The organism is Arthrobacter sp. 131MFCol6.1 (assembly GCF_000374925.1).
Taxonomy (GTDB): Bacteria; Actinomycetota; Actinomycetes; order Actinomycetales; family Micrococcaceae; genus Arthrobacter.
In genome coordinates this window covers 183,925-206,950 of record NZ_KB895541.1, presented here as the reverse complement: position 1 = coordinate 206,950, position 23,026 = coordinate 183,925, and the positions used below count along the sequence as shown (strand labels likewise).

General features: G+C 69.1%; 24 protein-coding genes. 15 read left to right on the top strand and 9 right to left on the bottom strand.

The features are described from left to right. The first annotated feature begins 334 nt into the window (after positions 1 to 334). Together C566_RS0100925 and C566_RS20380 are read left to right on the top strand one after the other, a co-directional pair. On the top strand, positions 335 to 1,015 hold the full coding sequence (locus C566_RS0100925) for a VOC family protein (protein ID WP_018772450.1): 681 nt from the start codon (positions 335 to 337) through the stop codon (positions 1,013 to 1,015). Further along, positions 993 to 1,181 carry a transposase gene (locus tag C566_RS20380; protein ID WP_018772449.1) on the top strand — a complete coding sequence of 63 codons (189 nt, stop codon included), beginning with the start codon at positions 993 to 995 and terminating at the stop codon, positions 1,179 to 1,181. The genes C566_RS0100925 and C566_RS20380 overlap by 23 nt, the downstream gene beginning before the upstream one ends. Here C566_RS20380 and zapE read toward each other — a convergent pair. Next, positions 1,178 to 2,215, bottom strand: coding sequence for a cell division protein ZapE (gene zapE, locus C566_RS0100915; RefSeq protein ID WP_018772448.1), 1,038 nt, complete (start codon positions 2,213 to 2,215; stop codon positions 1,178 to 1,180). The two genes, C566_RS20380 and zapE, sit on opposite strands and share 4 nt — an antisense overlap. A 227-nt stretch (positions 2,216 to 2,442) precedes the next feature. On the opposite strand from zapE, the gene C566_RS0100910 reads away from it, so the two are divergent. The 3 genes from C566_RS0100910 (at position 2,443) to ybaK (ending at position 4,428) form a co-directional block, all read left to right on the top strand. Next, positions 2,443 to 3,360 (top strand): sulfurtransferase, encoded by a 918-nt coding sequence (locus C566_RS0100910; RefSeq protein ID WP_018772447.1) that lies wholly within the window; start codon positions 2,443 to 2,445, stop codon positions 3,358 to 3,360. Positions 3,361 to 3,430: 70 nt separating this feature from the next. Continuing rightward, positions 3,431 to 3,904 carry a cysteine desulfuration protein SufE gene (locus C566_RS0100905; RefSeq protein WP_018772446.1) on the top strand — a complete coding sequence of 158 codons (474 nt, stop codon included), beginning with the start codon at positions 3,431 to 3,433 and terminating at the stop codon, positions 3,902 to 3,904. Between the two features lie 26 nt (positions 3,905 to 3,930). Beyond that, entirely contained in the window at positions 3,931 to 4,428 is a 498-nt protein-coding gene (gene ybaK, locus C566_RS0100900; RefSeq protein WP_018772445.1) for a Cys-tRNA(Pro) deacylase, read from the top strand. A gap of 67 nt (positions 4,429 to 4,495) precedes the next feature. Here ybaK and C566_RS0100895 read toward each other — a convergent pair whose 3' ends face one another. Then, positions 4,496 to 5,860 carry an alpha/beta hydrolase family protein gene (locus C566_RS0100895; RefSeq protein ID WP_018772444.1) on the bottom strand — a complete coding sequence of 455 codons (1,365 nt, stop codon included), beginning with the start codon at positions 5,858 to 5,860 and terminating at the stop codon, positions 4,496 to 4,498. Between the two features lie 137 nt (positions 5,861 to 5,997). On the opposite strand from C566_RS0100895, the gene C566_RS0100890 reads away from it, so the two are divergent. The 10 genes from C566_RS0100890 to C566_RS22555 all read left to right on the top strand — a co-directional run bounded on the left by C566_RS0100890 (position 5,998) and on the right by C566_RS22555 (position 16,606). Then, positions 5,998 to 6,486, top strand: coding sequence for a hypothetical protein (locus C566_RS0100890; protein WP_018772443.1), 489 nt, complete (start codon positions 5,998 to 6,000; stop codon positions 6,484 to 6,486). A gap of 14 nt (positions 6,487 to 6,500) precedes the next feature. Then, positions 6,501 to 7,037: a peptide-methionine (R)-S-oxide reductase MsrB gene (gene msrB / locus C566_RS0100885; protein ID WP_018772442.1), complete on the top strand. Its 537-nt coding sequence runs from the start codon at positions 6,501 to 6,503 to the stop codon at positions 7,035 to 7,037. 164 nt (positions 7,038 to 7,201) lie between these two features. Next, entirely contained in the window at positions 7,202 to 8,623 is a 1,422-nt protein-coding gene (locus C566_RS0100880; RefSeq protein WP_018772441.1) for a DUF6421 family protein, read from the top strand. Further along, on the top strand, positions 8,620 to 9,357 hold the full coding sequence (locus C566_RS0100875; protein ID WP_018772440.1) for an SDR family oxidoreductase: 738 nt from the start codon (positions 8,620 to 8,622) through the stop codon (positions 9,355 to 9,357). The genes C566_RS0100880 and C566_RS0100875 overlap by 4 nt, the downstream gene beginning before the upstream one ends. Before the next feature lie 102 nt (positions 9,358 to 9,459). Next, positions 9,460 to 10,548: a threonine aldolase family protein gene (locus C566_RS0100870; protein ID WP_018772439.1), complete on the top strand. Its 1,089-nt coding sequence runs from the start codon at positions 9,460 to 9,462 to the stop codon at positions 10,546 to 10,548. 72 nt (positions 10,549 to 10,620) lie between these two features. Then, positions 10,621 to 11,268 carry a DUF3000 domain-containing protein gene (locus C566_RS0100865; RefSeq protein WP_018772438.1) on the top strand — a complete coding sequence of 216 codons (648 nt, stop codon included), beginning with the start codon at positions 10,621 to 10,623 and terminating at the stop codon, positions 11,266 to 11,268. A gap of 61 nt (positions 11,269 to 11,329) precedes the next feature. Continuing rightward, positions 11,330 to 12,688, top strand: a complete 1,359-nt coding sequence (locus C566_RS0100860) for an HRDC domain-containing protein (protein WP_018772437.1) — start codon at positions 11,330 to 11,332, stop codon at positions 12,686 to 12,688. A 163-nt stretch (positions 12,689 to 12,851) separates the two neighbouring features. Continuing rightward, positions 12,852 to 14,171 (top strand): acetyl-CoA C-acyltransferase, encoded by a 1,320-nt coding sequence (locus C566_RS0100855; RefSeq protein WP_051082204.1) that lies wholly within the window; start codon positions 12,852 to 12,854, stop codon positions 14,169 to 14,171. Next, entirely contained in the window at positions 14,168 to 16,360 is a 2,193-nt protein-coding gene (locus C566_RS0100850) for a 3-hydroxyacyl-CoA dehydrogenase NAD-binding domain-containing protein (protein WP_018772435.1), read from the top strand. Before C566_RS0100855 ends, C566_RS0100850 begins: the two co-directional genes overlap by 4 nt. A gap of 99 nt (positions 16,361 to 16,459) precedes the next feature. Continuing rightward, complete coding sequence (locus C566_RS22555) at positions 16,460 to 16,606, top strand: hypothetical protein (RefSeq protein ID WP_155846696.1); 147 nt, start codon at positions 16,460 to 16,462, stop codon at positions 16,604 to 16,606. Here C566_RS22555 and C566_RS0100840 read toward each other — a convergent pair whose 3' ends face one another. The 7 genes from C566_RS0100840 to C566_RS0100810 all read right to left on the bottom strand — a co-directional run bounded on the left by C566_RS0100840 (position 16,607) and on the right by C566_RS0100810 (position 22,969). Further along, positions 16,607 to 18,190 (bottom strand): ABC transporter ATP-binding protein, encoded by a 1,584-nt coding sequence (locus C566_RS0100840; RefSeq protein WP_018772433.1) that lies wholly within the window; start codon positions 18,188 to 18,190, stop codon positions 16,607 to 16,609. Next, positions 18,187 to 18,945: an energy-coupling factor transporter transmembrane component T gene (locus tag C566_RS20375; RefSeq protein WP_018772432.1), complete on the bottom strand. Its 759-nt coding sequence runs from the start codon at positions 18,943 to 18,945 to the stop codon at positions 18,187 to 18,189. Before C566_RS20375 ends, C566_RS0100840 begins: the two co-directional genes overlap by 4 nt. A 56-nt stretch (positions 18,946 to 19,001) precedes the next feature. Next, positions 19,002 to 19,823, bottom strand: coding sequence for a hypothetical protein (locus tag C566_RS0100830; protein WP_018772431.1), 822 nt, complete (start codon positions 19,821 to 19,823; stop codon positions 19,002 to 19,004). A 127-nt stretch (positions 19,824 to 19,950) separates the two neighbouring features. Next, positions 19,951 to 20,997 (bottom strand): nucleoside hydrolase, encoded by a 1,047-nt coding sequence (locus C566_RS20370; RefSeq protein ID WP_018772430.1) that lies wholly within the window; start codon positions 20,995 to 20,997, stop codon positions 19,951 to 19,953. Between the two features lie 83 nt (positions 20,998 to 21,080). Continuing rightward, positions 21,081 to 22,058, bottom strand: a complete 978-nt coding sequence (locus C566_RS0100820; RefSeq protein ID WP_018772429.1) for an aldo/keto reductase — start codon at positions 22,056 to 22,058, stop codon at positions 21,081 to 21,083. A 68-nt stretch (positions 22,059 to 22,126) separates the two neighbouring features. Continuing rightward, positions 22,127 to 22,345, bottom strand: coding sequence for a hypothetical protein (locus tag C566_RS0100815; RefSeq protein WP_018772428.1), 219 nt, complete (start codon positions 22,343 to 22,345; stop codon positions 22,127 to 22,129). A gap of 66 nt (positions 22,346 to 22,411) precedes the next feature. Next, complete coding sequence (locus tag C566_RS0100810; RefSeq protein ID WP_018772427.1) at positions 22,412 to 22,969, bottom strand: hypothetical protein; 558 nt, start codon at positions 22,967 to 22,969, stop codon at positions 22,412 to 22,414. Positions 22,970 to 23,026: the final 57 nt, after the last annotated feature.

Sequence of the window (23,026 nt, the reverse complement as noted above, 5' to 3'; positions counted from 1 at the left end):
AGCGAGGTGCCGGTCCCGCCGAGAGGCGGCGCCGGCACCTCCGGCATTTAACGGCACCTCTGGCATTCAAGGCCACCCCAAACAGGCCACCCCAAACCAAGCGTTGTGGTTGGCTTCTGACGTTGGAGGGCGTCGAAGTTGGAGGGCGTCGCGCCAGGACGTGTCTCCCAATGGTTGGGTTGCAGGACAACCAAATGCTCCCTCCAGGCCAATCAGAGCTAGTTGCTCGCCAGATATTTGTCCCTTGGGGACAGCTTTACCGGGCCCTGTAAGCGAGTCGCCGGCAGGGGTACCGGGCCGATCTGTGCAACGCCCCGAGCGGTACGGTTGAGTTGTGAACGCCGTTATCGATCACCTGGTCATCGCCGCCGATTCGCTGGAACAAGGCGCAGCCTGGTGCGGGGCAACGTTCGGCGTTCAGCCCTCCGGAGGTGGCAAGCATCCGTTGATGGGTACCCACAACCGAGTGATTGCCGTCAGCAGCGAGAGCTTCCCCGATTGCTACCTCGAGGTCATCGCGATCGATCCCGACGCGCCGGCGCCGGGGAGGCCGCGCTGGTTCGGGCTCGACTGCCCCGAGGTGCGCGAGGCTGTCCGCGAATCCCCTCGGCTGGTGCACGCAGTGGCGCGCACGCGCAAGATCGAGATGCTGCGCAGGGACCTTGCCAACTTCGCCCTCAACCCTGGCGAGTTGCTGGCAGCGCAGCGCGACACGCCTCACGGACTGTTGAAGTGGCGAATCACAGTCCGCGACGACGGCCGCACTGAATGCGCAGGCGCGCTGCCCAGCTTGATCGAATGGGAGGGGCAACATCCGTGTGCCCACATGCCCCTCACGGATGTGGCGCTGCAGGGCCTGGTGCTGCGCGGCGTTCCGCCCCAGGCGGTCGATGTGCTGAAGCTACCGGCCGTTCGCACGAGGCCGATCGACGCTGTGCAGAACGCACCGCTCACCGCGACGCTGGAATCGCCGCGTGGCCGTGTTGTGCTCGATGCGTGGCACGTCGGAGGCTGAACAGCGCGCATACAAGCGGCGCAACGTCGTCGAGCGCAGCCTCAACGCCATCAAGCAATGGCGGTCCCTGGCCACCTGCTATGACAAACTCGCCCTCACCTACCGCTCAGCCGCGGACCTGCACACCGCCGTCAACCGGAGCGCCCTATTGGGAGACAGGTCCTAGGACGGTTCGTGGTTTTGGCCCTCGCGGGCCAGCGCGGTGAGCCTGGAGACGGCGCGGAAGTACTTCTTCATGTACCCGCCGGTCATCATTTCCTCGGTGAACAGCTGGTCGAACGGCACGCCGCTGGCAAGGATGGGCACGTCCTTGTCGTACAACCGGTCCGCCAGCACCACAAAGCGCAGCGCAACGGCCTGCTCGGTAATCGTGTGCACGTTCTTCCAGACGACGCCTTCGATCCCCTCCAGCAGCTGGCGGTAGCGGCTCGGGTGCACGCCGGCCAGGTGGTTGATCAAGGTGCTGAACTCATCGCGGGCCACGGTCTTGCCGTCGAACTCGGCATGCATCTGGTGGGTCAGGTCATCATTGCGCAGCGGCGCGGGCGCGGCCGGGAGGCCACGGTGGCGGAAGTCCTCGCCGTCGATCCGCACGACGTCGAACTGGTCCGCCAGCACCTGGATTTCGCGGGCGAAGTCGACGGCGGCGAAGCGCCCGTCCCCGAGCGACCCCGGCAGCGTGTTCGATGTGGCGGCAAGCTTCACGCCGGCGTCGGCGAGTTCACGCATGAGCCGGGACATGAGCACCGTGTCGCCCGGATCATCGAGCTCAAATTCGTCGATGCAGACCAGCTTGTAGTGGCTCAGGGCCTCGACGGTCTTGCGGAAGGACAGCGCACCGACGAGGTTGGTGTATTCGACGAACGTGCCGAAGGCCTTGGGTCCGGGGGCGGCGTGCCACAGCGAAGCCAGCAGGTGGGTCTTGCCCACGCCGAATCCGCCGTCGAGGTAGATCCCGGCCCGGGAAGTGTCCTTCTTGCCGAAGAGCCGCTTGAACAGGCCGTCGCCGTCGCGTGCGCCCACGCCCGCCGCAAAATGCTGCAGCGCGTGGACCGCATGGGCCTGGCTGGGCTGGGCGGGATCGGGGCGGTAGCTTGAAAACGACACCTCACCGAACCGCGGCGACGGATAGAACCCATTGAGGAGTTCATCCACGGAAACTGCCGGCGTACGGGCGGCGAGCTGTTCGATCTGTACCAAGGTGGTCCGTTCTGCTGGTCTCTTGTCCCCAGCAAGAATACCGGCAAAGCCTGCCGGGCCCGCCTGCGCCCGTGCGGACCCGCGGCCGGCGTGAGGAAGACCACATTTCCCCGTGTGAACCCGGTGGAGCATTCCCGCCGGCCCGTGACTAGTGTTGTAACAGGCCCGGCGCCGCGCACAGTTTTCCGCGCCCGGCCTCCTGACCGTTCCAGTGAAAGGCCATCGCAATGTCCTACCCCGTTGAGCAGAACGAGAAATTCGCCGCCTACGCCCACCCCGACCGCCTGGTGTCCACCGAGTGGCTGGCCACGGCGATCGAGGACGGGGCCCTCGACGGCGGCAATCTCGTGGTGGTCGAATCCGATGAGGACGTCCTGCTGTACGAGACCGGCCATATCCCCGGGGCAGTGAAGATCGACTGGCACACGGACCTCAACGACGAGGTGACCCGCGATTATGTCGACGGCGAAGCCTTCGCCGCGCTGGCCGCGGCCAAGGGCATTTCCCGGGACAGCACGGTGGTCATTTACGGCGACAAGTCGAACTGGTGGGCCGCCTACGCCCTGTGGGTCTTCACGCTCTTCGGCCACGAGGACGTCCGGCTCCTGGACGGCGGCCGGGACAAGTGGATCGCGGAAGGCCGGGCGCTCTCGACCGTCACGACCGTCGCCACCCCCGCCGACTACCCGGTCGTGGAGCGGGACGACGCCCCGATCCGCGCCTTCAAGGATGACGTCCTGGCGCACTTCGGCAAGCCGCTGATCGACGTCCGCTCGACCGAGGAGTACACCGGCCAGCGGACCCACATGCCCGCCTACCCGGAAGAGGGCGCGCTGCGCGGCGGCCACATTCCCACGGCGGCCTCCATTCCTTGGGCCCGCGCGGCGGCCGGCGACGGCACCTACCGGAACCGCGGCGAGCTCGAGGCCCTGTACCTCGGTGAGGCCGGGCTGAACGAAGGCGACGACGTCGTGGCGTACTGCCGGATCGGCGAGCGGTCCAGCCACACCTGGTTTGCGCTGAAGTACCTGCTGGGCTTCGAGACCGTCCGGAACTACGACGGTTCCTGGACCGAATGGGGCAACGCCGTGCGCGTCCCGATCGTCAAGGGTGCCGAGCGCGGCGCGGTTCCGGCCGGCCGTTAGCCGCGGGCACCATGGAGCGGGACCGGACGCGACAGGGACACAATCGGCGCGCGTGCGTAAGCTGGGAATGATGAATACTTCAGCCCTCCCCGCCGCGCTGGCGGACATTGTCGACGATTTCCAGGCCCTGACCGAAGCAGAGCGGCTGCAGCTGCTCCTCGAGTTCTCGCAGGGGCTTCCCGAACTTCCGGAGCGGCTCCGGGACCACCCGGAGCTGCTCGAGCAGGTCGTGGAGTGCCAGACGCCGCTGTTCCTCACCGTCGAGACCGAACAGGCCGACGGCGCCGCTCCGGAGCGCGTCCGGCTCTACTTCAAGGCACCCAAGGAGGCCCCGACCACCCGCGGGTTTGCCGGAGTGCTCCACGAAGGACTCGACGGCCTCAGCGCCGCGGAAATCCTGGCCGTCCCGGACGACATGCCCGAACTCCTGGGCCTCACCCGGGCCATCACTCCGCTGCGCATGCGCGGAATGACCGCCATGCTCGGCCGGATCAAGCGCAAGGTCGTCGCGTCCGAAAACCGGCAGCAGCCGGCACAGTCCTGATCTCCGGCCCCCCACAGGCAGCCGACATGGCCCGCAAACACGCGTCGCAGGGAACCCCGGCCACCGCAGCACTCGCGGCCGCCGGGGTTCCCTTTGTGGCCCACCCCTACACCCATGACCCCGCGGCGGCCAGCTACGGCCTGGAAGCGGCGGAAGTGCTCGGCGTCGACCCTGCCCGGGTCTTCAAGACCCTGATGGTCGACGTCGACGGCCGGCTCGCCGTCGGCGTCGTGCCCGTGAGCGGCAGCCTTGACCTCAAGGCGATGGCCGCGGCCCTGGGCGGCAAGAAGGCAGAGATGGCCGACCCGGCCGCGGCGCAGCGGCGGACCGGATACGTGCTCGGCGGCATCTCACCGCTCGGCCAGCGCCAGTCCTCCCCCACCGTGGTAGATGACAGCGCACTGGCGCTGGAGACCATCCTCGTGTCGGGCGGACGGCGTGGCCTGGACATCGAGCTGGATCCGGCCGAGCTCATTCGACTCACGGCTGCCCGCACCGCAAGAATCGGGACCCGGCGCGACTGACCGACGTCCTCGCCGAGACGACAGTTCACGGCAGTGTTCACGCGAAACACTGCCGTGAACTGCCATGTCAGTCCGCCGCGGCGTTCCCGGCCGCCGGCTCCTGGTCGCCGGGGTTGACGCGGGGCGCCAACTGCTGCCGGAGCCAGGCCGAGACCTGACGCTCCCAGCGCTCCGGGTCCACGTTCCACTCCTTGGTATGCAGGGCCCTGTCGAAGGGCTCGAAGGTGACCATCTCGGGGTTTTTCTCGGCCAGCGCCGCGGAGGGCCCGTAGGGTACGTATTCGTCGTCCACGCTGTGCACAATGAGGGTCGGCGTCCTCAGCTCCACGGCCCGCGAGACCCAGTCCATCGCTTTGAGGTCGACGGGCGCGGCCAGCCCGGTCAGCCGCCGGCCCAGACGGTGGCTGAGCATCAGTTGCCCGTAGCGGCCCACGGAGGACGGGATCCGGTTCAGCTCCGCATGGTGGGCCAGCACGTTGACCCAGTTGATCACCGGCGCGTCCAGGACCATGGCCCGGATCAGGTGGCGGTGCCGGGACAGGTCAGCCGTCTGGAGGCAGATCGCGCCGCCCATCGACCAGCCGAACAAAACCACCTCGCGGGCGCCCTGCTGCACGGCGTAGCCGATGGCGGCCTCGACGTCGCGCCATTCGGTGGAGCCCAGGCCGTAGCGCCCGTCGCTGGCTGACGGGGCCAGGCCGTCGTTTCGGTAGGAGATCAGCAGGCTGGACATGCCCAGTTCGCTGGCAGTCCGGACGGCCCGCAGCCCCTCCTGCCGGGTGGCCCCGCGCCCGTGCACCATGATCGCCCAGACATCCCGGGCCACATCCTCCGCCGCGGCCGGTACGGCGCGGACGAGCCAGGCCGGCGCGGTCCCGGCGTCGACGTCGATAAGCAAGTCCTCCACCGGAAGCCCCAGCGCGGCCGGATCCGGGTAGGCCGCACCGCTCCACCAGCCCCGCCGGGCGGTGGCCATGTCCCCGCTGTAGACGTGCTCGACCTCGCGCAGCACGGTGCGTTCGGCCGGCGAGTAGGACAGGATCCGGCCGATCCGCGCATGCCCGCGGCCGCCGTCGAAGAAGAACCCGTACACCCCGTCCACCGTGGCGTCCGGGGTGGCGGCGAAAATGACCCGCAGCGCCCGCCCCTCGCGGATGACGGCCAACACCTCCTGGTCCTCCGCCCGGAACCGGGCCGGGGTGATGACGCGGCGGGCGAAGTAGAGGGCGAGGGCGGAGGAGCCGGCGGCGAGCACGCCCGCGGCGGCGCTGCCGCCGATGATGCCCCCCAGCGCCCACTTGGCGCTTCCGGACGTCGCGGCGCCGGGGGCTGCAGCAACGGGCACTGCTGCTCCGCGGGCAACGGTCCGGCGGGCAGCGGTCTGGCGGAGGTCCCGGCGGAGGTCCGGGCTGAGGCGCAAGGAGGATGCCATGGCACCATTCTTACCGAAGCGCAGCCCAACCATGGCATTGGCGGGGTTTCAGGCGCACTGCCGGGCCGGTACAGACACGCCGGGGCCGGGTGGGACACAACCATGCAGGTCAAGACGAGCGCGACTAGGCTGGGGGCATGAGTGATCCAATCGTCATTTTGACAGAAGAGCCCCTCGGTGCGGATGACCGCGTCAATATCGAAACCCTGGTTGCCGGCGGTGATGCGCCCCTGCTGATCCTGGTGCCGGCCAACACCGAGCGGCACCTGGTGGTGGATTTCCTGGAAAACCTTTCCATGCTTGAAATCGCCAAGGCCTTCCGTGAACTGACGGCACACTCCGATCCCGCCGTGGAGCGGGCCGAAGCAGCCGACACCCTGGCCGCCTCGCTGGCCGCGCTGGCCGGCCTGGGCGGCGGGGTCTCAGGCGAAGTTGTCGAAGGCAAGGCCGTTGACGGCCTGGTTGCCAAGGTCAAGGAACTCAGCGCAGGACAGGCCGTGGTCATCACCCGCCCGCACGCCGTGGCCGACACGTTCCACACCGACTGGGCCACCAAGGCACAGGACAAGCTGGGGCTGCCCGTCCTGCATCTGTACGCCGGTTCGGGATTTATCGGGGACTCCTGAGCGTTATTGAGGCTATGAGCATCTTTAACAGGCCCAAATCCATGCCCTCGGCCGTGCCCGCCACCGAACCAGCGACCGAACCCGCAGCCGACCCCGCCGCCACGGCGTTTGACCAGACCCCGGCCGGGACGCCGGCCGAAAAACCCGTCGAAAAGACGGATGCCCAGTGGCGCGAGGAACTGACCCCGGAGGAGTACCGCGTACTCCGTCAGGCCGGCACCGAGCGGCCGTACACCGGCGAATACTGGGACACCCACACCCGGGGTGTCTACAAGTGCCGGGCCTGCGGCACCGAACTCTTCACCAGCAACGAAAAGTTCGACTCGCACTGCGGCTGGCCGTCGTTCTGGGCGCCGCTCGCCGAGGGCACCGTGCGCTACATCCATGACCGCACCATGGGCATGGAACGGGTGGAAGTCCGCTGCGCCACGTGCGATTCCCACCTGGGGCATGTGTTCGACGGCGAGGGCTACGGCACCCCCACCGACCAGCGCTTCTGCATCAACTCGGTTTCCCTGAAGCTCGTTCCCGCGGACGACGCCGGGCAATAGCCGGCAGCCCTGCCTCTCCTTCCGCTGGAACGGCCTTTCAGAATCACTTGCCACAGACTTTCTTATGCTCAAGGCAATTTTGCATTAGAGCCTCTGTTTGCTTGCTACGCTCGATTTAGATCCAGCGACACGCTCCACAGCAAACAGAAAGGCGACCGTCGACGATGACCACGACCGCTCTTACCGCCCCCGCCCCGATCACCGCCGGCAACCAGGAATGGCTGCGGCTCAAAGCTGCCGCCACCGCCCTGCGCGCCCTCCAGGTCCAGGACGGATCCGTGCCGGATGCCGAGGCCCACGAAGCCGCCGCCGGCTACGTTGACACCATCACCGCGGCGGTCGCGGCCCTGGCCCCGTCCTTCCCCCATGACGCGAACTACCTGGAACTGCTGGTCACCGACTTCGGCCGCTGGGCAGCCGGCGGCTTTGGCGTACCGGACTTCCTGGATTCCCTGCAGGCCTTCCAGCCCCAGCAGCACCGGGTCAACGGACTCCAGCACCTGGTCGTGTTCCCGATGTACACCCAGAACGGCAGCAGCAGCCGCCTCGTCGAGGCCGTGCTGATCGAGGTCATCTGGCCCGAGTTCATCGGCGGCCTGGAAACGGGCGAATACTCCAACAAGCTTTTCGTCCCGATCCGGTTCCTCGACTTCACCGCGGGCTACGACACCAACTCCGCTGTTCTCTTCCCGGAGACCGTCGCCGTCCGCGAGACCCCGACGTTCACGTGGGGCGCGATCTTCGCCGACCGCGAGGCAGCACGCTTCCGCCGCGTCCTGCGCGCCGCCGCCGAGATCACCTCCCTGCAGCTGCCAGAGGACGCCGCCGGGCTCCTGGAGGACCAGGAGCTGACGCAGGAAACCTTTGTCATGTGGGACCTGATCCACGACCGCACCCACATGCGCGGGGACCTGCCCTTCGACCCGTTCATGATCAAGCAGCGCATGCCGTTCTTCCTCTACTCGCTGGAGGAGCTGCGCTGCGACCTCACCGCCTTCCGCGAATCGGTGAAGATCGAGAAGGACGAGGACGCTGACCCGGAGGCCCGCCGGCACGCCAAGCTGGTCCAGTACGCCGTGATCTTCGACCGCATCTTCCGCTTCGCCATCACCGGCACGCGCGTGCGCAACTACGACGGCCTTGGCGGCCAGCTGCTCTTCGCCTGGATGCACCAGCACCACGTCCTGCACTGGACCGACAGCAAACTCAGCATCGACTGGGACGAGGCTGCCGACGTCGTGGTTGAACTCGGCGCCAAGATCGAGGAACTGTACTGGCGCTCGATCGACCGCCCCAAGATGGCCCACTGGCTCGCCGCCTATGAGCTCATCTCCGGCACGGTCACGCCCAACCCGGCCTCGGTCTGGGCCAAGGGTCCGGACGCCCTCCCCCTGGACGGTCCGCCCCGCGGCCTCACGGACCAGGTCCTCGACGACGAGTTCCCGCTCTCCATGTTCTACGAGGCGCTGGAGAAGAAGATGCGCCCCGTCATCGAATCCACGGCCGGCATCACAGGGTCGTCAGATACCGGCACTGACACCGGATCAGTGTCCGGCGACGGCACCCGGGCCCTGAACGCCGGATGAGCGCCGGACGCACTTTGAACGTGCTGGTCACGGGGGGCAGCGGGCCGTCGGGAATCGCGACGGCCCGCGCCCTGCGCGACGCCGGCCACAGGGTCTTCACGGTCGGCTCGGATGCCGCGCGCATCGAGGCAGCCGCCGCTGAGGCCGGCGACGGCGTCACGCCGCTCGTTTGCAACCTCGCCAGCCTGGCCGACGTCCGCGCCTTGCGGGACAGCATTGCCGGCCTGGCCGGACGCGTCGACGGCGTGATCCACCTGGTGGGCGGCTGGCGCGGCGCGAAAGGCATCACGGACCAGAGCGACGACGACTGGGACTTCCTGGAGCGCAACGCCGTCACGACACTGCGGAACGTCACCCGTGTCTTCTTCGACGACCTCGCTGCCTCTGACGCCGGACGCTTCGCCATGGTGTCCTCCACGGCCGTGAGCGCCCCGACGGCGGCCGGGGCAAGCTACGCCGCGGCCAAGGCTGCCGCCGAGACCTGGACGCTGGCGGTCGCGGACGGCTTCCGCCGGGTCCACGCCGCGACCGCCGACACCGGCGCTCCCGGGCAGGACAGCGCCGCCGTCATCTTCGTGGTGAAAGCCCTCGTTAGCGCGGAAATGCGGGCCAAGTCCCCGGACCGCAAGTTCCCGGGCTTCACGGACGTGGCTGACCTGGCCGCGGCCGCAGCCGGACTCTTCAGCGCTCCTGCCGGCGACCTGAACGGCCAGCGGCTGCTGCTCAGCCGCTGACCTGGCCCAGCGTCTGCGGCCCAGCACCTGCGGCCCTGATCCAGCGCCCCCGGGCTTAGCCCCGGCGGCCCGACCTCTTAGACTGAAAGCGTGAGCAAAACGATGACCAGCACAGTTGAAACTGTCCCTGCCGGCACTGCGGTGCGGCTCCACGATCCCTCCGTCCGCGGCTTCGCCTCGGACAACTATTCCGGCGTGCACCCGGAGGTTCTCGCTGCCCTTGCCGCCGCCAACGAAGGCCACCAGGTCTCCTACGGCGAAGACGACTACACCACGCGCCTGCAGCAGCTGATGGAAGAGCACTTCGGTGAAGGCATCGAGTGCTTCCCGGTGTTCAACGGCACGGGAGCCAACGTCCTGTCCCTGCAGTCGCTGCTCCCGCGCTGGGGCGCGGTCATTTGCGCCTCCACCGCCCACATCAACATGGACGAAAACGGTGCGCCGGAGCGGATCGGCGGCATCAAGCTGCTGCAGGTCCCCACCACCGACGGCAAGCTCACCCCCGCACTGATCGACCAGGAAGCCTGGGGCTGGGGCGATGAGCACCGTGCCCAGCCGTTGGCCGTGTCCATCACCCAAACCACCGAGCTTGGCACCTGCTACACGCCGGAGGAGGTCCGGGCCATCGCTGAGCATGTCCATGCAAAGGGCATGAAGCTGCACATGGACGGCGCCCGGCTGGCCAACGCCGCCGCCCACCTGGGCGTCCCGCTGCGGGCCTTTACCCGCGACGCCGGCGTGGATATCCTCTCCTTCGGCGGCACGAAGAACGGCCTGCTGTTCGGCGAGGTTGTGGTCGCCCTGAACCCGGAGGCCGCACACGGCCTGGTCTACCTGCGCAAGATGAACATGCAGCTTGCCTCCAAGATGCGGTTCATGTCCGCCCAGTTCATTGCCCTCCTCGAGGGAGACCTGTGGTTGCGCTCAGCCTCCCACGCCAATGCCATGGCCGCCCGGCTGCGCGCCGGCGTCGAGGCGATCCCCGGCGTCGAACTGACCCAGAAGACCGAGTCCAACGGCGTCTTCGCCGTCCTGCCGGCCGGTGTTGCGGACCGGCTGCGCAAGTCCTTCCGCTTCTACGACTGGAACGAGGCGGCCCGCGAGGTCCGCTGGATGTGCTCCTTCGACACCACCGAGGTTGACGTTGATTCCTTCATTGCGGCCATCAAGCGCGAACTCGCCGCTGCCTGAGCCGTGCACGGCTTCCCCTGCCCGGCGGCGAGCCTGCCGGGCAGGGCTCCGGCCGTTGCATAACCTTCCAAGGTGAGCTCCCTCGATCAGGTTCCGGCAGATTTCCTCTTCGCCCTGGGGACCCTTCGGCAGGCACGGTGCCGCAGCGAGCTGCACCTGGACGAAATTCCGGCCCCGTCCCGGCTGGCACCGTTCGCGGTGGCCCTGGGCGCGGAAGTGATCGGCCCGGGCGACTCCCCCGCCGGTGGACCGGTCCACGGCCCGGCCGCCGCGGCCCTGGCACGGGCGTCCGGCAGCGACGACGTCGAGCTGGCCACCGGCCGCTTCATTCTGCTCCACGACCCCGACGGCTCTGCCGTGTGGGACGGGGAATTCCGGATCGTCACCTACATCCGCGCCCAGCTGGAACCCGAGATGGGCAACGACGAACTCCTCGGGTCCGTGGCGTGGACCTGGCTGGTCGAAGCGCTGGAGAACCATCAGGCTCCGTACCGCTCCGCCGGCGGCACCGCCACCCGGGTGCTCTCGGAGAGCTTTGGAACGTTGTCGGACCGGCCGAATTCAATCGACATTGAGCTCCGGGCCTCTTGGACCCCGGCCACCCCGGACATCACCTCGCACCTGGAGGCGTGGTCGGACATGGTCTGCACCTTCGCCGGACTGCCGCCCCTGCCCGAGGGCGTGACGGCCCTTCCCCGCCGCCCCCGCGGACACGCATGAGGCGCCTGTTCGGCCGCGGTCACGGCCTTATACGCCATGTTGTCGGTAAACTGTAGAGACCATGACCCCTCAGAATTCGGAAACCAGCACGGCCGGCGCCAATCGCACTACGGCCGAGGCTGCTGACACCACAGCCCACATCACCGTGGAAGGCTTCGACAGCCTGGTCCCTGAAGTGATCGACCTCGACATTCCCCGCGACGGCGTGCCGCTGGTCATTGAAACCCAGTCCGGACTCGAACGTTGCGCCGCGGCTCTCGCGGCCGGCCACGGCCCTGCGGGCGTGGATGCGGAGCGGGCCTCGGGCTTCCGCTACGGCCAGCGCGCCTTCCTGGTCCAGATCCGGCGCGAAGGCTCAGGGACCTGGCTGATCGATCCCGAACCTTTCGGGGACCTCAGCATCATCAATGACGCTTTGCGCGGCGTCGAATGGATCCTGCACGCCGCGAGCCAGGACCTGCCCTGCCTGTCCGAACTCGGCATGTGGCCGGACAAACTCTTCGACACCGAGCTCGCCGCCCGCCTGGCCGGGCTGCCCCGGGTGGGCCTTGCCGCCGTCATCGAACAGCTCCTGGGCTTCGGCCTGGCGAAGGAACACTCCGCCGCCGACTGGTCCACCCGTCCCCTGCCGGAACCGTGGCTGCGCTATGCCGCGCTCGACGTCGAAGTCCTGACCGAGCTGCGCGAGGAACTGATTGAGCTCCTCGTGGCGGACGAAAAGCTGGAATACGCCGAGCAGGAATTCGCCGCCATTCTCGAGGCCGGACAGGCCCCGCCGCGCGTTGATCCGTGGCGCAAGACGTCCGGACTGCACCAGATCCGGGACCGCCGCCAACTGGCCGCAGTCCGGGAGCTGTGGCTGGAACGCGATTCCCTGGCCCAGAAGCGTGACGTCGCCCCCGGCCGGCTGATCCCCGACTCCGCGCTCGTCGCCGCCGCCAAGGCGATGCCCTCCACGGTTCCCCAGCTCCTGGGCACCAAAGGCTTCCACGGCCGCGCCGCGCAGCGGGAAGCCCCCCGCTGGCTGCGCTGCATCGGTGTGGCCCGGGCCCTGGAGGACCTGCCTCCGCTGCACTTGCCCACCAACGCTCCCCCGCCGCCGCGCGTCTGGGCGGACCGGGACCCGGAGGCGGCCGCCAGGCTGGCCACGGCCCGGCCGAAGCTCCAGGCCAAGGCCGAGGAGCTGAACCTGCCGGTGGAAAACCTGCTGACCCCGGACTATCTTCGGCGGGTCGCCTGGCGTCCACCGGCAGAGTGCAGCGAGGAAGGCGTGGCCGAGGAACTGGCGAACCTCGGAGCGCGCCAGTGGCAGATCGAAATCACGGCCCCGCTCATTGCCGAGGCCTTCCTGCACCCCGAGCCGCTGCCCGCGAAGGAGCCCAAGGCCGCCGCGGAGGCGCCGTCGGATTCCACGGCCTAGCACGTCTTTTTCGGGGCTGCCCAATTGCTCCTTGCCAGCTATGTTACTGGCGAGTAACATAATGCATGATGTCGTTCGGAACCCTCCCGCCTGTGGCAACCCCTGCCCAGGGCTTATTGCCGCTAGCGCGGTTCCGGCACCATGTCTCAATGAGGAGTACGCCGTGAGCCAAGCCCGCACCAGCGGAAAACCCAGCAGCGCAAACCCGAGCATCGGAAGAAGCAGGACCGTGCGCGACGTCGTCTTTGTCGACGGCGTCCGCACCCCGTTCGGCCGCGCCGGCGAAAAGGGCATCTACGCCGGCACCCGCGCCGACGACCTTGTGGTCAAATGCATCCGCGAACTGATGCGCCGCAACCCCTCGCTTCCGGCGGACCGGATTGACGAGGTCGCGATCGCCGCCACCACCCAGACGGGAGACCAGGGCCTGACCATCGGCCGCACCGCCGCCCTGCTGGCCGGGCTCCCCCGCACCGTGCCCGGCTTCGCGATCGACCGCATGTGCGCCGGCGCCATGACCGCCGTCACCACGACGGCGAGCGGCATCGGCTTCGGCGCGTACGACGTCGTGATCGCCGGCGGCGTGGAACACATGGGCAACCACCCGATGGGCGCCGGCGCGGACCCCAACCCGCGCTTCATGTCCGAACGGATCGTGGACCCTGCCGCGCTGAACATGGGCAACACGGCCGAGAACCTGCACGACCGCTTCCCGGCCATCACCAAGGACCGCACCGACGCCTACGCCGTCGCCTCGCAGGACAAACTCGCCGCAGCCTACGCCAACGGCCAGATCCAGCCCGACCTCGTGCCCGTCGCCACGATGAAGCCGGGCCTGGGCTGGACGGTCAACACCGTGGACGAACCCCCGCGCCCCGGAACCTCGCTCGGGGACCTGGCCACGCTCAAGACGCCATTCCGCGCCCACGGCCGGGTCACGGCGGGCAACGCCGCGGGCCTGAACGACGGCGCAACCGCCGCCCTGCTGGCCTCCTCCGATGCCGCCGAGGAACTCGGGCTGCCGGTCAGGATGCGCCTGGTGAGCTATGCCTTCGCCGGCGTGGAACCCGAGGTCATGGGCATCGGCCCGGTCCCGGCGACCGAGAAGGCGCTCAAGAACGCCGGACTCGGCATCGCGGACATCGGCCTCTTCGAAATCAATGAGGCCTTCGCCGTCCAGGTCCTGAGCTTCCTGGACCACTTCGGGATCGCCGACGACGACCCCCGGGTCAACCGCTATGGCGGCGCGATCGCGGTCGGGCACCCGCTGGCGTCCTCGGGGGTCAGGCTGATGAACCAGCTGGCCCGGCAGTTCGAGGAGGACCCCTCGGTCCGCTTTGGCATGACCACCATGTGCATCGGCCTGGGCATGGGCGCCACCGTAATCTGGGAGAACCCGCATCACCCGGATTACGGCACCGAAGCACCCACCGAAGCACAGCAGGCAGAGACCACGACCACCGAGACTGGAGCCACCGCATGAGCGCCGCTGATTTCCGCAAGCTTGCCGACCTCTTCCCGAACGAGACGGTCACCCACTCCTATGTCCAGGACATCGAACTACCCGCCGTAGGTGGGAAGACGACTGACGGCAAAAGCCCCGGCACCTTCGCGCTGGTCACCCTCGACAACGATCTGGACCACTCCAAGCCCACCACGCTCGGACCCAACACGCTGATCGAACTCGGCACGGTCCTGGAAGGGCTGAAGGAACGCGCCGCCCGCGGCGAGATTGTCGGCGTCGGCGTCACCGGCAAGCCGTACTTCCTCGTGGCCGGCGCCGACCTGTCCACGGTCAAGTCCGTCAGCGGACGTGAACAGGGCCTGTGGATGGCCCAGCTGGGCCACGACGTCTACTCCACCCTGGCCGGCCTGGGCGTGCCGAGCTTCGCGTTCATCAACGGCCTGGCCCTGGGCGGCGGCCTGGAGATCGCGCTGCAGTCCACCTACCGCACGGTTTCCACCGTCGCCGGCGCACTGGCCCTTCCCGAGGCGTTTATCGGACTCATCCCGGGCTGGGGCGGGGTCTACATCCTGCCGCGGCTGATCGGGCCGGAGAACGCACTCAAAGTCATGATCGAAAACCCGCTGAGCAACAACCGCACGCTGACCGGGCCGCAGGCCTACCAGCTGGGCATGGCGGACGCGATGTTCGAGCCGGCCGACTTTGTGGAACAGTCCCTGGCCTGGGCCGCGAAAGTCATTGCCGGTGCCGTGGCGCCGGAGCGGGCGAACGCCGTGGACCCGTCCGCTCCGGAGGTCGCCGCCCGCTGGGCGGCCGCCGTCGCCAAGGGCCGGGCGTTCGTGGAGGCCAAGACCTCCAACGCTTCCCCGGCGCCCGCCAAGGTCCTGGACGTCATGGAGGCCAACCGCACCCTGACCCAGGCGCAGTCCGCTGAGCTCGAATGCGAGACGCTCGCGGACCTGATGCAGACCGACGAGTTCCGCTCCACCGTCTACGCCTTCCTGGACCTCGTGCAGCGGCGCTCCAAGCGCCCCGCCGGCGCCCCGGGCCGCAAGCTCGCCCGACCGGTGACGAAGATCGGCATCGTGGGCGCCGGACTGATGGCGAGCCAGCTGGCCCTGCTCTTCGCCCGCCAGCTCAAGGTTCCGGTGGTGCTCACGGACATTGACCAGGCCCGCGTGGACAAGGGCGTGGGCTACGTCCACGCCGAGGTGGACAAACTGCTGGCGAAGGGCCGGATCAGCCCCGACGCCGCCAACCGCACCCGCGCGCTGGTCACGGGATCCGTTTCCAAGGAGGCCTTCGCCGACGCCGACTTCGTCATCGAGGCCGTCTTTGAGGAACTCAACGTCAAGAAGCAGGTCTTCAAGGAAGTCGAGGCGATCGTCTCGGACGAGTGCATCCTCGCGACCAACACGTCCTCGCTGTCCGTCACAGCGATGGCGGCGGACCTTGAGCACCCGGAGCGCCTGGTCGGCTTCCACTTCTTCAACCCGGTGGCCGTGATGCCGCTGCTGGAGATCGTGCGGGCACCGAAGACCGACGACGCCGTGCTGGCCACCGCGTTCGAGCTCGCCAAGGGGCTCAAGAAGTCCGCCGTGCTGGTCAAGGACGCCAGGGCGTTTGTGGTCAACCGCGTCCTGCTGCGCCTCATGGGCGAAGTCACCGCGGCTTTCGACGAGGGCACACCCGCGGACGTGGCAGACAACGCGCTGCGGCCGATGGGCCTGCCCATGACGCCGTTTGTGCTCGGCGCCATGGTGGGCCTTCCCGTGGCGCAGCACGTCCAGGAATCGCTGCGCGCGGCGTTCGGGGACCGCTTCAGGGTTTCAGAGAACCTGCAGGCTCTGATCGACAACGGTGTGAAGTCCATTTGGGCCGTTCAGAATGGGGCACTCGTGCCGGGTCCGGACGGCAAGCCGTTCATCCCGGCCGAAACGCTGGCGTTGATGACCTTCGGCAGCAGCCCGTCCACCGGCGAGGAGGTGCTGCGCCGGACGCAGGACGCGCTGGCGGAGGAAATCGGACTCATGCTCGAGGAGGGCGTCGTGGCCGGCCCCGAGGACATTGACCTGTGCATGATCCTCGGCGCGGGCTGGCCGATGTTCCTGGGCGGCATCACCCCGTATCTGGACCGGGTGGGCGCCTCGGAGCGGGTCAACGGGAAGAAATTCCTGGCCCCCGGCGTGGCCTCAGAACCGGTCTAAAGCACTTCACCCGCTCCCGCCCTTGTTGGCGCCGCCGCCCGGACTTTGGTCCGGGCGGCGGCGCTGCTTTCGTGAGGGCCGGTCCATGCCGGTGGCGCCATGGCACTGCTAGCACTCGCAGATCATCAGCATGTTGCCGTCGGGGTCCTTGAAGTTAAGCCACCGGCTGTCCCGGATCTCCGTGACCTCCGGGCCCATGGCCTGCAGGTGGACGCGGGCAGCCTCGCGCCCACCCCGCTGCCCTAGTCAGATGTCCCGCAGGCTCCCGCCGCTGAGTTCCAGGACGCGGTGCGCGTTCCTCCGTGCGTACTCCAGGTCATGGGTGACCATGGCGACGGCGGCGCCCCGCGCGGCGGCGCGGCCGACGGCGCCCTGCAGCGCCTCGAGCCCGTGCCGGTCCAGCCCGACGGTCGGCTCGTCCAGGGCCAACACTGCCGGTTCGCGGGCCAGGACCGTGGCCAGGGCGAGCAGCCGCTGCTGAGAGGCGGACAGTTCAGCGGGGTGAGCCTCCTCGGTACCGGACAGGCCCACCTCGGCCAGCGCCGCCCGGGACCTGGCCTCGGCGCCGGCTTTCCCGAACAGCTGCCGGAGTCCGAATGCCGCTTCCCGCAGGACAGTCCGTTCGAAGAGCTGGTCCCGGGGGTGCTGGAACAACAGGCCCATGGAGGCCGCGACTTTTCCCACCGGCACGCCGGCAATGCTGCGGCCGCAGACCAGCACGTCCCCTTCCGTGGGCCGGAGCAGTCCGTTGAAATGGCGCAGCAGTGTCGATTTGCCGGCGCCGTTGGGCCCGGTCACGGCGATGATCTCGCCCGGGCGCACGGCGAAGTCCACGTCCCGGAGGACCCGGTCCTGCGCACCGGTCCCGGGCAGCCGCGGGTCCCGGGCGTAGCCGAACCCAACCCCGCGCAGTTCCAGCGATGCCGGCGCGGGACCGGGCGCCGCCGCCGGCACCGGACCGGGCCGGCGGCCTCCGGCGGCAACGCCGGACCCAGCGGACCCTACGGCGCCCGACCCAATGCCGCCGGGCCCGTGTGGGCCAATCACTCCAGCGCGCTCCAGTTCGGCCGAACCGGCCAGCTGCGCGGGCGTCCCGGCCGCGGTGACCGTCCCGCCGTCGAGCGCCGTCTGGGCGTCAAGAATCGTCCAGTGCGTGGCTTCCCCGGCGAACCGGTCCGCCGCCTGGCTCAGCAGGACGACGCCGGTCCCGGTGCCGCGGAGGCTGCGGACCAGATCCTCGACTTGCGCGGCTCCGGCCGCGTCCAGCGATGCCAGCGGCTCGTCCAGGATGAGCACGTCTGGTTCCGTGATGACGGCGCAGCCCACGGCGAGCCGGCGCAGCTCGCCTCCCGAGAGCGTGGCCGGGTCCCGGTCCAGCAGGCGTGAGAGTCCCGTGCGGGCGGCGGTGCGCTCCACCGCGCGGAGCATGTCCTCCCGGGCCGTCGCGCGGTTTTCCAGGCCGAAGGCCAGCTCCTCCGCGACTGTGGCGCGCACCGAGGAGAGCATCGCCGCGGCGTCCTGCGGAACGAAGGCCACGCGCCGGGACCACTCGGCGGGGTTGATCCGGGGGTCGTCGGGCACGCCGCGGAATTCCAGCACGGTGCCGCCGAGCTCCAGGCTGCCGCGGAATTGTCCGGCGTGACCGGCCCGGAGCCAGCCGGCCAACAGTTTGCCCAGCGTGGATTTTCCGCTCCCGGAGCCGCCCAGGACGGCGGTCAGCGAACCCGGCGTGACCGAGAGCGCGGTGTCCGTTAGCACCGGGGTGTCCTCGCCGTGGAATGTGAACGCCTCAATCCGGATCTGCAGCGCGGTTCGGGTGGTGGCCGTCATGACGGCACCCCGGCAGGCCAGGAGGCCACAATCCGTCTGGCGACAGCGGCCGCCGCGAGCACGAGCACGGCGGCCCGGAAGAGCCGCTGGGCGGGCGGGTCGGCGACTTCGCGGTAGCTGGTGCGGGGTCCCGGGCTGCCGAAGCCGCGGGCGTCGAGCGCCTGGGCGCGGCTGCCGGCGTCGTCGATCAGGGCAAGGACCAGCGGCACCATCTGCAGGCGGAGGGCGCCGAGCCGTGACAACAGGCCACGTCCGACCACCATCCCGCGGGTTTCCTGGGCCTGCCGGATCCGGTCCAGGCGGCCCGCGACGGCGGGCAGGAGGGTGAGCGTGGAGGCCAGGACGAAGCCGAACTGCGGTGGGATCCTGCGACCGGCGAGGGCCGAGACGAGGTCGGGGACGCTCACGGTGAAGGAAAAGAGCAGGAACACCAGCACGCAGGCCGTGGTCCGCGTTCCGAGCTCCAGCGCGAAGCCCAGGCCCTCGGCCGTGACCCTGGCCGGGCCCCACTGGGCCAGCACGGTCTGGCCCTCTGGGAAGAAGAGGCCGTGCAGCACCAGCAGGGACAGGCACAGGGGCGTCAGGATCACCGCTCCGGCGGTCAGGACGCGCCCCGCGACTCCACGGCGCGCGGCAAGGGCCACCGCAGCGAGGGCCACGGCGACAGACAGCGGCCAGTACGCGGCCGCCGTCGTGACGCCGGCGGCGCACGCGGCGAGGGTCAGCGTGGTGAAGGGGTGCAGACGCGGTGTCATGGTCGCCGTGTCAGAGTCGCTGTGTCAGTGTCAGAGTGCCGCAGCCGCCGCGGGGCTCAGGCGTCCGGCGCTGCCGGGGCCTTGCCGGCGAGCACCCGGTAGCGCCGCACGAAGGGGAACTGGAAGGTGGTGCGGCGGGGCAGGGCATAGGCGAGCAGCGCCGCGATGGTGAAGACGATCGCCTTGTCCATGGGGTCGGAAATCAGCGCCTGCTTGGTGATGGCGGCCAGGAGGGTGTCCCCCATGGCGCGGAAGGCGCTGACGATCGCCCCGGTACCCAGCCCTGACGTGCCGCCAAAGACGAACGCGGCGATCGGGGCGGAGACGACGCCTGCCAGGATGCCGGTGACGAAGCCGGCGACGGGGGCGAGGTAGAAGCGGCGGAACAGGCCGCCGCGGGCGGCCATGCCGGCGAGGAAGCCGATGAGGGCGGCACCGGCGGCGAACGGCAGGACAGTGGGGTTGAAGAAGGACCAGACGATGCTGCTCAGCGCGCCGGTGGCGGCACCGGCGGCCGGCCCGGCGAGGACGGCGATCAGGACGGTGCCGATCGCGTCGATGTAGAACGGCAGGCCCGTGCTGCCCATCAGCTGGCCGAGGACGACGTTCAGGACCAGGGCCACCGGGATCAGGACCACGGTGGAGGTGGGAAGCGCCGGCAGGACGGCCACAATCAGCAGCACAGCACCGAGCAGGAAGCCGCCGAGGGCGACGAGGGCCGAGAAACTTGCCGGGCCGTTGGCAATGTCCGCGGGCTGGGTCAGCACCAGGAAGACGTACGTGGCGGCGATCGCGGCGGCGCCGGCGATTTCGAGCAGGCGGCGCCTGCGGCCGGCCGCCTGTCCAGGGGCAGTGATGGTCAGGGCTGGCTGTGACATGGGGGGGGTGTTCCTTTGGCTGGGTGCAACAAGTTCCGCCTCATGTCACCTCGGCGCAGCTACCATCCTAGCGAGCGGCGACCATTCTAGCGATCTGCAGGCCCGCCCGGGCACTCCCCGCCTTGACTCAGCAAGGATGTCCGGCTTCAGCCCATCGGCGCCCGGGTCCCACCGCGTGCGCGAGGGCGCCGACCGAGGAAATCAATTCGTCGAAGCAGTGCCCGGGGTTGTTGTCGGAGACGATCCTGGCGTTCGGCGCCAGCCCCCACAGCCCGCGGAAATCGGCCACCGTGGTGCCCCTCAGCAGGGGCGAATCCGTTTCGACGTCGACCGTGGCCAGCCGGGTGGCGAACGGTGTGCGCCCCGCGGCGGCGCAGGCCGCGAAGGCGTCGTGCACGTGCGCCACATAGCCCTGGTCATAGAGCCGGTGAAATTCCATGTAGAAGCGCAGGGCGTCGGACAGGCAGGCGACGAGGGGGTTCCCGGACTGGCTGCGCTGGCCTTCGGGCTGCTCCGGGAGGACGAGTTCGGGCTCCGGGGCGCCGGCGGCCTCGCCGAGGCGGCGCAGGTGCTCCGGGAGCATCTCGATCCGCTCGGTCATTTCCAGGGCACACAGGATCGGCAGCTTGTCCTCGGGCAGGCCCCGGTAGGCGGCAAACACCTCCTTGGCGGCATGCGGGTCCACCGAAGTATTCCATTCGGCCGTCGGGGTGGTGTTGCCCTGGTAGTAGAAGCTGCCGCCCATGATCACGAGTCCCTTGAGCAGCCGGGGAAGTTCCGGTTCCCGGCGCAGGGCGAGGGCGAAGTTGGTCAGCGGTCCGGTGATCAGGCCGGTGAGCTCCCCCGGGTGCGCCCGCACCTCCTCCACCCAGACGTCGACGGCGTGCCGTGCCGAGATCTGCTGGTGCGGCGGCGGCAGTTCGGCGTAGCCGATGCCCTGCGGCCCGTGGGTCTCCTCGGTGGTGACCAGCGGGATCTCCAGCGGGACTTCGGCGCCGATGGCCACCTCGATGCCCTCGCGGCCGCAGAGCTCCAGCAGGGCCAGGTTGTTCAGCGCCACCTGCCGGGCCCCGACGTTCCCGGCGGTGCACGTGATCGCCTGGACGTGGACCTCGGGCCGGGACAGCAGGTAGACCAGGGCGAGGGCGTCGTCGATCCCGGTGTCGACATCCATGAGGATCGAATGCGTGACGGCAGGGCCGGCCGCGGGGTCGCCCCCGGCGCCGTTCAGATCCGCACCATTCAGGCCCGGACCGTTCAGAACAGCGCCACCTTGGGCGTGCGCGGGAAGAGGTCATCCAGCTCGGCGAGGTCGGCATGGCTGGGTTTCCAGGCCACGGCGGCGGCATTCTGGCGCACCTGCTCCGGCGTGGTGGCGCCGGCGATGACGCTGCTGACGGACGGCTGGGCGGCAAGCCAGGAGAACGCCACCTGGACTTCGGTGAGCCCGCGGTCGGCGGCGAACTTGCCGAAGGCACCCAGCTGTTCCCAGTCGGCGTCGTGGACCAGGTTGGTGCGGGTGTGGCTGAGCCGGCTTCCCTCGGGGGCCTGGCCGGCGGAGTATTTGCCGGTGAGCAGGCCGTTGGCGAGCGGGAAGTACGGCAGGACGCCCAGGCCGTAGGCCTCGGCCGCCGGGGTCACCTCGAGTTCGGCGCGCCGGTCCAGCAGGTTGTAGTGGTTCTGGCTGGAGATGAAGCGGGCTCCCCCGCGGGCGCGCGCCACGTACTCGGCCTCGGCGATCTGCCAGCCGGCCCGGTTGGAGTGGCCGATGTAGCGGACCTTGCCGCTGGTGACGAGGTCATCGAGGGCCGAGAGGGTCTCGTCGATGGGTGTGAGCGGGTCCGGGGTGTGGAACTGGTAGAGGTCGATCCAGTCCGTGCCGAGCCGGCGCAGCGAGGCCTCCGCCGCCTTGATGATGTAGCGGCGGGATCCGCGCGCACCGAAGTCCTCGCCGTTGGCGCCGCGCATGTCCATGCCGAACTTCGTGCCGATGACCGCGTCGCCGCGGCGGGCACCAAGGGCTTTGCCGAGCATTGACTCGCTGAGGCCGGGCTCGCGGCCGTAGGCGTCCGCGACGTCAAAGAAGGTGATCCCGGCGTCGAGCGCCGCATGCACGACGGCGTCGGTGCCTTCCTGCGATTCAGTCACGGTCCCGGACCGGCCCAGGTTGTTGCAGCCAAGTCCCACGACAGAGACGGACAGTCCGGAATTTCCAACGCGGCGGTATTCAGTCATGGTTTTAGCCTATATTGCGCCGGCGGGTGTCCGGGCCAGACCGCCGCGGGCGGCAGAGCGGGACCCCGCTACCCTGCCGGCAGCTTCAGTCCGTGCTCGTCCATGGCGTCCTGGAGCTGCGCGAGGGTGCGCGGGCAGACGCCCGGCATCCCGGCAAGCCGGCGCCGGCCAAGCTGCACCAGGTTTTCGAGGGATTCGACCCCCGCGTGTGCGAGCGACTTTCGCGCCGGCGCCGCGAGTCCCGCGGGCAGCGGGGTGCAGCCTGGTTTCGAGGGTTTGCGCGTCATTGCGTTGCCTTTCAGTCCGTGCCCCCAAACTGGTGTGAGCCGTGCCCGGCTCCTTGCCCGTGCTGCTTAAAGCGTGAAGCTGTTTGCCGGCTTCGGCGAGTGCTTGAGCTTGAAAGTATCCTCGCCAAACGGCGCGGCGCCAATGCTCAGTTTGGTGAAGTCGAGGTCTTCGCCGCGGATGCAGACCTTGATGGCGTTGACCGTCTTATTCACGTCCGGGGTGAGGCAGAAGATGTTGAGCCGGGCGTCGGAAAATTCGCTGCGGTCCACGATCCCCAGGCCCCGCCAGGCCAGATGGCTGATCAGGGCGTCTTTGGCTTTTTCCTCGAGGTACCGGTCGCGGCTGGTCCCCTCCTTGGTCTTCAGCGCGTACTGGGCCACTACCCAGGACTGCTCCTCCGCCGGAATTTCGGCATAGCCGTCCTCGGCGCACTGCACCGCGAAGGCGTCCATGAGGCGCTCCGCGGCCTCGGCGTCCGCGACGTCGGTCTCGTCCGTCTTGCTCTGGTGTCCGACGACGCCGTGGTTCATCACGAACTGGCTGTAGTCCTCATCAAACCAGGCCTCCCTAAAGTGCAGGGTGCCCTCTTCGTCACGCTTGTAAACTCGGATAATTCCACTCATATGCCAGTTCCTTCCTGGGCCGTCCGGCGCCGGATTCAGTGGCGCCCCACGGGTAGT